The following is a 9,783-nucleotide window of genomic DNA, read 5'->3' as shown; positions in this document are numbered from 1 at the left end:
TAATTGTTTGATTACTACAAATATACAAAAGTTATGATAAATTACGGATATTCATAATATTTTTCAGTCGCTTTTTACATATCAAAATAAAAAACGGCTTCATCAGCCGTTTTGGGAATTATTTTTTTAATTAAAATTAATTCTGCTGTAGATATGAATAGAGATCATCTTTAAGATGAACTCTTTTTTTTCTTAAATCGGTTAAATGTTCATCGGTTGTATGGTTCTGTTCCCCTTCTTCGTAATGCTGAATGAGTGCGTTAACTTCCTCGTAATTCACATACATTTTCTGGAACGCTTCATCATTCAGCTTTAACGCATTGATTTTAGTTTCATACTCTGGGAATTCGTGGGTTAGGTTATGATTTTCCATGACGTTAAACTTTATTTGTTATTGATATACTAAAGGTAGGTATTTTTATTAAAGAAGTCAATATGAAAATTATCATCACTAAATTATCCAAATTATTATTGAAATTACCATATCACCAACCATAAAAGTTTTTAGTTTAATTAAAAAAAAACCGCGTTAACAAATTAACGCGATTCTAAAAACACAAATGATGAAAAAAAATTATTTTCTGCCCTTTCAGGCGTGAAAACATTACAAATGTATAACAAAATTTATTTAGAAACAATAAAAATAAGAAAAATTTCACTGATACTGCAAAACGCTTTAAAAAAGCCTTTATTATAACATTTGTAGGCCCATGAGGAATCGAACCTCAACCTAAAGAACCGGAATCTTTAATTCTATCCATTAAACTATGAGCCCAATTTTAATTAAAAATTAATAATCAAGAATAAAAATTATTAACTAGAAAGAAATCTTCAACCCTCCTAAAACCTGCGCTCCCAGCACTTTATAGCCTTTGAAAGTTTGGTATTTGGTATTGAGCAAATTATTTCCGAGGGCGAAAATACTGAAATTTTTGTGAACTTTGTATTCCGCTGAAAGATTCAGATCGGCAAAACCTCCTACTTTATCATCCGTGTTTTCTGTGGTAACAACCAATCCCGGATCTGTTGGATGTGGATTTACTGTAAATGAATTGGTTGTTTTGTCTGACGCAAAGATAGCTCGTGCTCCTAAAAGTAATTTCTTATCCAACATCGAATATTTTCCTCCTAAAGAGGCTCTCAATAACGGTTTGTTATAGATGTTTTCGTAATTCTCCAGTTTATATTTTTCGAAAGTTAATTCTCCATCTAAAGCCAAATTTTCTAATGGGAAATACTGCACACTCCCCTTCACTTCGCTTACAGTACCATTATCATATGCCGCAGAAAATGTATTAGCAAAATTGTAAGCAGAACGGTTCAAAGATGAAAAATTATCAAAAAGGTTGTTTGCTTTAAAGAAAAGGATGTCGTTCATCTTCCCAAAGCCTGCACTTACATCATATTTCACCGTTTCATCAATATCTCCACGCAATCCGAAATATACTTTATACTTTGTTTCGGTTGGACGAAGCTGCTGATCCGAAACTGAATAAGGATTTTCTTCCAATAAATTAGCGTAAGTGTTTAACTTCAATCCACCATTTACACCACCATAAAATTTAAATTCATCTGTAGCAGCAAACTGTAATTCGGCTCGCGGAAACCAATAGGATTTCTTTTGGGTAACTTCTGCCAAGCTTGTGCTTGAATATTTCCCGTTCAGAAAAGCAAAATCAGAACCTAATTTAATATATGATTTCCCTTTAAGGAACGTTACATTAGGAGCTAAAGTCGCATTGAAATAATTGGATGCATTTTTATCCACCATCGAAAAGGTGGAAGTAACCGTTTCGATTCCAACTCCTAAATCTGCATTCATACTTACGTCTTCTAAACTGGGAACTTCAATACCGTGTTTTGAAAGATTCAGCAAAGCGGAAGCCTGAGATTCCTTGGCATCGAAATGGTCGCTTAAAAAAGATGATTTAACGCGAACATCGTTCAGAATTTCGTTATTGTAAAAATCGTAGTAACCATTTACCTGGAATCTGTTGGTTTTTTGCTTTAAATCTACATCCGAAGCCGGAATCAAAGCATAAATTCCATAATAATTATAGTCATTCAAACCAAAATCTGCATTGATATTAAATTTGCCTTTTTCACCGTAGGAATTTAAGAAAGCACCGATGTTGGCTGAACTTTGCTTGGAATTCCAGTCGTAATCCTTTTTCAATCCGGTTGTTGATAGGAAATGTGCGTCCGCACCAACTTCCATTTTATTTTCCAAAGTGGTGGAAATATTGGCGTCCGCTAAAACTTTACCATAATTCCCTACTCCAAGCTGAAAATAATTTTTCTGATAGGTTGCATCAAACTTCGGTGAAATATCTTCACCCTGAATCGTAGAAGTTTTAAAATCCGAAACCGGCGGAACATTGGTGATATTGTACTTTAAAGACAGTGAATCCTGAACCCTTTTCTCTTTTGGCGGATAGTTTTTCTCCTGTGCGATGGACGTTTTTTTCTTTTCAATTTTCTTTACTTCGGGTTCGCGTTTTCTGTCGAGAATCAGTTTTTCTTCTTTGATTTGAGAGAAAACTGCTGTTGATGACAACATCAATCCGAGTAAAAATATTTTCTGAATATTTAAATTCATAAATTCTGTTTTATTTGTTCGCCGTTTGGCTTTAAAATCTTTTTTGTGTACGTGACACGCGATAAATGGCGTCTCTACAATTGAAAAATCCATTTTCAAATTTTCAAAATGGAAAAATTTCCAAATTATTTAATCTGCTTCTTCACTTCTTTTGCTTCTGCAACAACATCCGGGAAGTCCTGATAATTTGCAATAACCTGGTCAACGGTGTAACTTGCCTGATAATTATCTTTTAAAGCCAAATAATTTTTCGCCATCACTACCAAAGCTTTTGCTCCCCAATATTCTTCAGAGGCGTAATTGTTAGCCAACTTGAAGATGGTTTCATTGGAAGATTTGAATGCTTTTGCCTTGTTTTGATAGTAGGCTTTTGCAAACAAAGCTTCTGCTGCAACTTCTGTATTAGTTGATTTTTCCAAAGCGGCGTAAGCAGTTTTCGCATCGTTGTCTCTTTCGCTGTTCATCAAACTTCTTGCGCGGATTACTTTTGCCTGTTCTATGACTGCAGCCGGATTTTTTGAATTTTTAGCGACTAAATCTGCATATTTTTCAGCCTGAGCGAAGTTCTTTTCATCAGCATAAATCTTCATCAACTCGAGGTTGGCAAAGTTTTTCACGCTTTCCGTGGAAGAATTGGCTAAACTTTCCAAATATGTTTTTGCTTGTGCCGGATTGTTCTGATTCAAATAGATCTGTGCAATTCTCGTCTGCGCATCTTCTTGATAATCATTCTGAACATTGGCCACTTCCTGTAAAATCACCAAAGCTTTTGTTGAATTTTGGGTTTGATAATAACTTTCTCCTAATTCATATTGCGCCTGATACAAACCGTCTCCGGAAGGATTCTGCGTTAAATATTTTTCGTAAAGCGGAATCGCTTTTTTATAGTCTTTGCTCGCGTAATAATTTTTCGCCGTTGTTAAATTGATTTCATCAATTTCGGAAGCATCCACTTTCACGCCTAAACTTCTAGCAAAACTTTCGTAACCGGCAACATCACCATTCTTTACATAAATTGGACGCGCTGCCTGAACAATTTTCGCTGCATAAGCCGTATTTTTATACTGATTTCCGAGCGTTTTCAACTCTGCAAGCGCCTTGTCGTGCTGATTTAAATCAATATAATTCTGCGCTCTGTAAATCTGTGCATTCGCAACCAAATCTTTATCTGTGCTGGATTTAATCACTCTTCCGAAATAATCATTAGAAGTAGCAAAATCGTCCTGAGCTGCATAAGCAGTTCCTATTTCGTAATTTGCATCGTCTTCATATTCCGAATTTGGATATTTTGAAATCAGGTTTTTCAACCCTGAAATTTTCGCTTCGGTATCTCCTTTAAAACCAAGCGCCATCGATTTTTGGAACAACGTGTAATCATCTGCGTTGTCGGCTTTATCGTAGATTGCAATGGCTTCATTCAGATTATTGTTCGCGTAATACGTGTCTGCTAAACGAAGTTCGGCATCGCTTTTAAACTCGTCTTTCGGATTTTTCAGGTACTGTTCGAAATACTGTTTTGCTTTGTCGAAATTTTTCGATTTGAAATAAGCATAACCCAAATCGTAAGGAAGCTGCTGCTTTTCCGGGAAAGATTCATTCAGAAGTCTTTCGTAGCGGGTAATTGCAGATGGATAATTTCCTTTTTGATAATACGTTTGAGCTAACCAATATGTTGCTCTTGTGTTGAATTCTTTATTGATATTGAATTCCAAACTTCGCATGAAATACTTTTCAGCGTTATCAAAATTTCCTTTGTTAAATTCTTCCGTTCCCAAAAGGAAAGACACTTCCTGATCGATTTTATCGGTTTCCGGTGTTGAATCCGGCATTTTGTCAATTGCAGCCAAAGTTCCTTTGTAATCTCCCGAATACAGATAAGATTTCACCAAAAGCCTTTTCATTTCAGCAGTTTCCGCACTTGTAGGATATCTGTCGATATAACTTTGAATGACTTTCGGAGCAGATTCGAAGGGGTTTCCGATATCGTAACTCAGTTTTGCATATTGAACATGAGCCAATTGCTGAACTTTTTTATCGTAATTCATTTGATACGCAGAACGGAAAGCGGCTAAAGCTTCCTGTTTTTTCCCGGTTTCCAAATAAGAATTTCCAAGCTGATAATAGGCATTCTGCGCTAATGCAGAATTGGAATTCACGAGCTGATTGTAATAAGAAACCGCTTCATCATGCTTCTTCAACTGTGCAGCAACAAATCCCATTTCGTACAAATCGCTTTCAGAAGGATTTTGCTGATTATCAAGATAGTTTTTCAAATGTGGATAAGCCGAATCGTAATCGCCTTTCATGAAATAACTTTCACCGATAATTTTATGAACCTCCGCTCTGTAATCATCAGAAATAGATTCATTCAACAAAGAATTTCCTTCTTCGATAGCCTTATCATAATTTTTCTCGTTGAAATACAGCTGTACGTAATAAGGTTTTACTACTCCTGCAAACTTTTCATTATCCTTAATTTGGTCAAAAAATGAGAAGGCTTTTTCATTTTGTCCGTCCGCATAATACAAATGTCCCAACATATAAGCGATGTCATTTTTGTCTTCGCTATCCGTATTTTTATAGGCTTCTTCCAACGCTTCAATCGCCCCTTTCGAATCTCCGGTCATGAATTTTGCATAACCCAACTTCATGATGTACTGCGTATTTTCCTCTCTTGAAAGTTGGTATTGATTCACTTTTTTCAAAGTTTCCAAAGCCTTTTCAAAATCTTTCTCAGCCAAATAATAATCTGCCAAAGGAAGATTAGCCTGTGCAAAATAGGCCGAATTCGGATATTCTTTCATGAAAGCTTCCAACCCTTGTTCTGCATGATTTTTACGAAGAATTACGCCAATAACATTATCAAAAAACTGCGAGGCTTCTTTTCGGGAAGCCGACAGCGATTCGTTGTAAAAATACTGTCGTGCATATTCGTACTGAGAGGCATTATAAATCTTGGTTTGATAAAGATTTTCGGCAAGTTGGTATCGGTAATTTTCGCGGTCGTTAAAGTAAGAAGATTGTTGAGCTTCTGTAAATCCGTAGTAAAATATTGCTGCTGCAATAAAAATTTTTCTGGAATTCATTCAGTTTTTCGTTTTGAGAAATTACTGGAGCGTTTCCATGGATTTTCCCACAAACGCTTTCCACATTTAATCAACGAAAATAGATAAAAGATATTGTACAGACAAGTTTTTTCGTTGTTGCGGAAATGTGGATAACGTTAAAGTTTGTTAATCTTAAGGCTTTAGATTGTAGAGATTAGGAATCAGAAAATCTTCGGTTTTAATCCCGGTTTTTTAGTAAAATCCAGCCGTTGCGGATTTCGTTTTTATTGGTTGAAGAATCAAACCATTTTACAACATACCAATATGATGCAGTTGGTAAAGGTCTTCCCTGAATTTTCCCGTCCCAAAGCAGATTATTTTTATCCGCTGTATTGAAAACCGATTTTCCATAACGGTCGGTAATCACAATCTGAACATTTTCCATCTTATCAAGATTTGCGATAGTCCAATAATCATTGTATCCATCTCCATTTGGCGTGATAACATTGTTAACCGTTATGGTATAGATCGATTTTATTTCTCCTAAACAATAATAGCCAGGAGAAACAGTGGAGCGAACCTGAATATGATATTCCGGCAAAGTTGGATTTGCTAAAATATTGGAAGTTTGCCATGTTAAACCTCCATCAAACGAATATTCATAAGGCTGAACTCCTCCGGAAGCAATGACTTCAATTTTTTCATTGGTTTGATTAATCTGCTCAATTACAGGTTGATTTTCTGCTGAAATCACAAAATTATGCGTATAAGAACAACCGTTTGCATTCGTCAGTTTCACCGAATAACTTCCGGCTGCAGTGAAAATTTTAGTCTGAGAATTTCCGCCATTACTCCACTCCCAAGAAACATTTTCAGTACCTGCATCTACCAAAACCTGTTCTCCAAAACAGATGAGATATTTATCCTGAAGCGTTGTAGATTTTGTAGGAACATTCACTTTGAGATTAATCTGAACAACAGTAGGACAAAAACCTGTACTTGTTACCTGCGCATAAACTGTTTGATTAAAAGCCGTTTCATTGGTGTAATTTGATGAAATGCTTTGCGTTAAGGCACTGTCTTTAAAATACTTAAAAGTTGCAGAAGTATCGTTTGTGAAAACAGTTTTTTGAAAATCTAGATTGAACGAAATTTTACCATCAAAATCGGTATCACATCCAGACAAATCAGTTGTTGTTGTTTTAACCGCAATTGGATTTCCGGCGACAAAATTCAAAGTCAATAAATCAGATTTACAATCGGTTGAATTATCAGTAATATAATAATTTACAGTGTATGGAAGCGTTGACCAAGTAAAAGTATTTGGAAGCGCATTTCCGCTCGTATCTGTAAAAGTATAGTTAGCAGGATTTGCAACCACTTTTGCTTTGAAATCTGCTAAAGAATAAGACTTTTCGCCACAAATAGGGATTTGATTAATTAAAGACGTTGGTTTCGGATTGTATCTCAAATCAAATCTCAAAATATCTCCACACGTAGAGTTATAAGTAAGCTTGATGTATGGTTTGCTTCCGTTAACGGAAGCATCGTAATTCGAAATTTGAGCCGGCGTTAAAAGCACATTATTTTCTGCATAATATTCTGCCTGAACAATTGTTGGAGCTTGTGCATCAGTTAACGCTGAAATATTTTGAGTTAAATCAAAAATAGTATTTCCGGCACAGTTGGTTTTAACAATAGGATTCTGAACCTCTAATTTTGGTTTCAAATAAACCAGTAAAGTTACTGAAGGAAAAGTTTGAGCAACACAACCTGTTGTATTATCCACAACTCTTATATAAAGTGTTGTATAACCCATTCCACTTCGGAAAGCCGAAGGATTCTGGATAGCATTATTTCCGCTTTGTGCATCAGCTAAAGAGTTGTAATACGTTATCGTAACATTGGAAGAAGGATTGACCTGACTGTTAAACAAAGCCGGCAAATTATAAGTCTGTGTAGAACTTGCACACTGCTGCAGATTAGGATCGTTTGGATTAGGTGTATTCGCTGTAACTTCGGGTTGATAGGAAAAATTCAAAGTTCCGAAAGATTCGCACGTAAAATCCAGATGCTTAATTTTAACCTGAACCGAAGAATACAATTTCGGATTGACAGAGGTTAGATTATAATTAATTCCGTCCGTAGAAAACTTAATATCGTAATTGATGGTCGGGAAAAATTTATTCTTGAATTCCGCTGTGGTGTAATTGGTTATTTCAAAACACAATTTATCTGCATCATAAACTTTTCCATTGGGTGGAAGTGAAAGATAAGAAACCGTAAAAGTTCCGGTCACCGTACAACCTGCAGTTCCCGTAACTCGGATTGATAATGTTCTTGGTGTTCCAGAAGTTAAAGTGATATTATATCCCAATGTTGGATTGGCGATAACACTTCCATTTTCTAAAAACTCTACAGAATAAGTTGTCCCAAGTGAATATCCTGAAACGGTAAGCAAATTAAAAGTGGATGACGTAGTTCCAAGATCATCGCAGAATCTTAAAGTTTTTCCGTCATTAAGAAATGCAGGGATTGCCGGAATTGCGGTTACAACTTTCGTATCACTCTGTCCACAATAATTTCCCGAAGTGCTTTTTGCCTTAGCATAATAAGAACCCGTAGAAACATTCACCGTTGTTGTGTTGGTCGCGAAAGGTGTAGTTGGATTCGCGGAATTAAACCAGTCATACGATAAATTTGGATCCGGACTGATGACATGAATTTCTGAAGATGCAGCACATCCACTTCCCAAAACAGGTTCAGAAATATTGACTTTCTTAATCTGATTAAACGTTACATAACTTGTTTTCGTTGCGCCAACCTGAACTCCACTGCTGTTCAGGAAAGAAATCTTGACATCCAATTTATCCGAATAGTTCGTTGGAGAAAAATTAATGGTATTTCCTGTTTGAATTGCAGTTGCAGAACCATTCTGGAACCACTCTACTTTTGGAGTGAGGTATTCGCTAGGTGTGAAAAGAGTTTCATTTGATTGAGTATTGGTCCATCTTCCATTATTATAAGGTGAATTTGAATCAGGAAAACCTCTCCATTTAGCCAAAGTTCCATCTTCATTCTGAATTCCCATAATGGTATTCTGCTGAATTAAACCGGTAGGAATTGTAACGCTGTCGGCACTATCAAAATATTTTATAATTATCTGATTGGTATCTTTTACTAAGATAACAATGCTATTTGCTAGACGACTATAACCACTTAATCTTACACCTTTAAAAGATATATAATATGCTGCATGACCTTCATAATTTGTGTTTCCATACAGGATGTTTCTATACTCATTAGAATTATTAAAATACAAATCTGTAAAACCGGGGAAAATTTGAGCTACGTTTTTCTTTTGATTTGAATATGTATAGATTTCATTATAAATATCACTCGGAATCTTTATATAATCTGTTGGAATTACATTATGAACTTTATCTGTATAAGTAGGAGTATGCAAATCAGATAAATCAACCTCAGTAGTGTTCCCCAGTAAAATTCTACCATTTGAGCCAACCACTAAATTGGTATATTTTTTTCCATAAAATTCAAATTCAAATGGTATATTGAGCAATTGACTGAAATGGCTTCTAGTAGTTGTTTGTGAAAATGGCACCCAAGTGCTTGAACCCAATATTGAAATCGGACTAGTAATACCACTAATCGTATAATCTCCGGTGGAAGTCGCGACAGCATTCACTTTCAAACTGAAATTTTCTCCCGGGCAATAATTCACTACATCCGGAACCTGCAAATCGTTACTGTAAAGTATCTGTGTATTGGTTTGCGCATGCAATCCCGAAAGTAAAAAAAGACAGATAAAAATGTAGAAATCATTGAGAAAAAAATGAAGCCAGCTGCTACTAAAATAATAAGTAACCCTATTAGGCCTATAATAGAACCTTTTCTGTGCTTTGTCATATTCACACCTCTTAGGTCATTGTTGTTAAACTAGTCATTCTATTACGATAATCAAGTTTAACATTATTCAAACACATTCACAATTTGAAACTTCTTTTGTTACAAATTCATAAATAAATGGTAATCAAATTGAAATTTAAATAAATAGGTTACACGATGCACATATTAAAAAAATAAGACAAGAATCGAAATTTTTTAATGCCAAATGAA

At 35.4% G+C, this 9,783-nt stretch carries 4 protein-coding genes and 1 tRNA gene; all 5 read right to left on the bottom strand.

Annotation, left to right across the window (positions count from 1 at the left end; translation table 11 throughout):
• Positions 1 to 136 precede the first annotated feature (136 nt).
• The gene (locus Q0252_RS11740; protein ID WP_297986550.1) at positions 137 to 373 is read right to left on the bottom strand and encodes a DUF465 domain-containing protein; all 237 of its coding nucleotides are present in this window, start codon (positions 371 to 373) and stop codon (positions 137 to 139) included.
• A gap of 330 nt (positions 374 to 703) precedes the next feature.
• A tRNA-Arg gene (locus Q0252_RS11735) sits at positions 704 to 775 on the bottom strand.
• A gap of 42 nt (positions 776 to 817) precedes the next feature.
• Positions 818 to 2,599: a TonB-dependent receptor gene (locus tag Q0252_RS11730; RefSeq protein WP_297986548.1), complete on the bottom strand. Its 1,782-nt coding sequence runs from the start codon at positions 2,597 to 2,599 to the stop codon at positions 818 to 820.
• Positions 2,600 to 2,724: 125 nt separating this feature from the next.
• Positions 2,725 to 5,685, bottom strand: a complete 2,961-nt coding sequence (locus tag Q0252_RS11725; protein WP_297986547.1) for a tetratricopeptide repeat protein — start codon at positions 5,683 to 5,685, stop codon at positions 2,725 to 2,727.
• Positions 5,686 to 5,884: 199 nt separating this feature from the next.
• Entirely contained in the window at positions 5,885 to 9,448 is a 3,564-nt protein-coding gene (locus Q0252_RS11720; RefSeq protein ID WP_297986545.1) for a T9SS type B sorting domain-containing protein, read from the bottom strand.
• Positions 9,449 to 9,783 lie beyond the last annotated feature (335 nt).

It is taken from the genome of uncultured Chryseobacterium sp. (assembly GCF_936933875.1).
Taxonomy (GTDB): Bacteria; Bacteroidota; Bacteroidia; order Flavobacteriales; family Weeksellaceae; genus CAKZIK01.
This window is presented reverse-complemented; position numbering and strand designations above follow the sequence as displayed.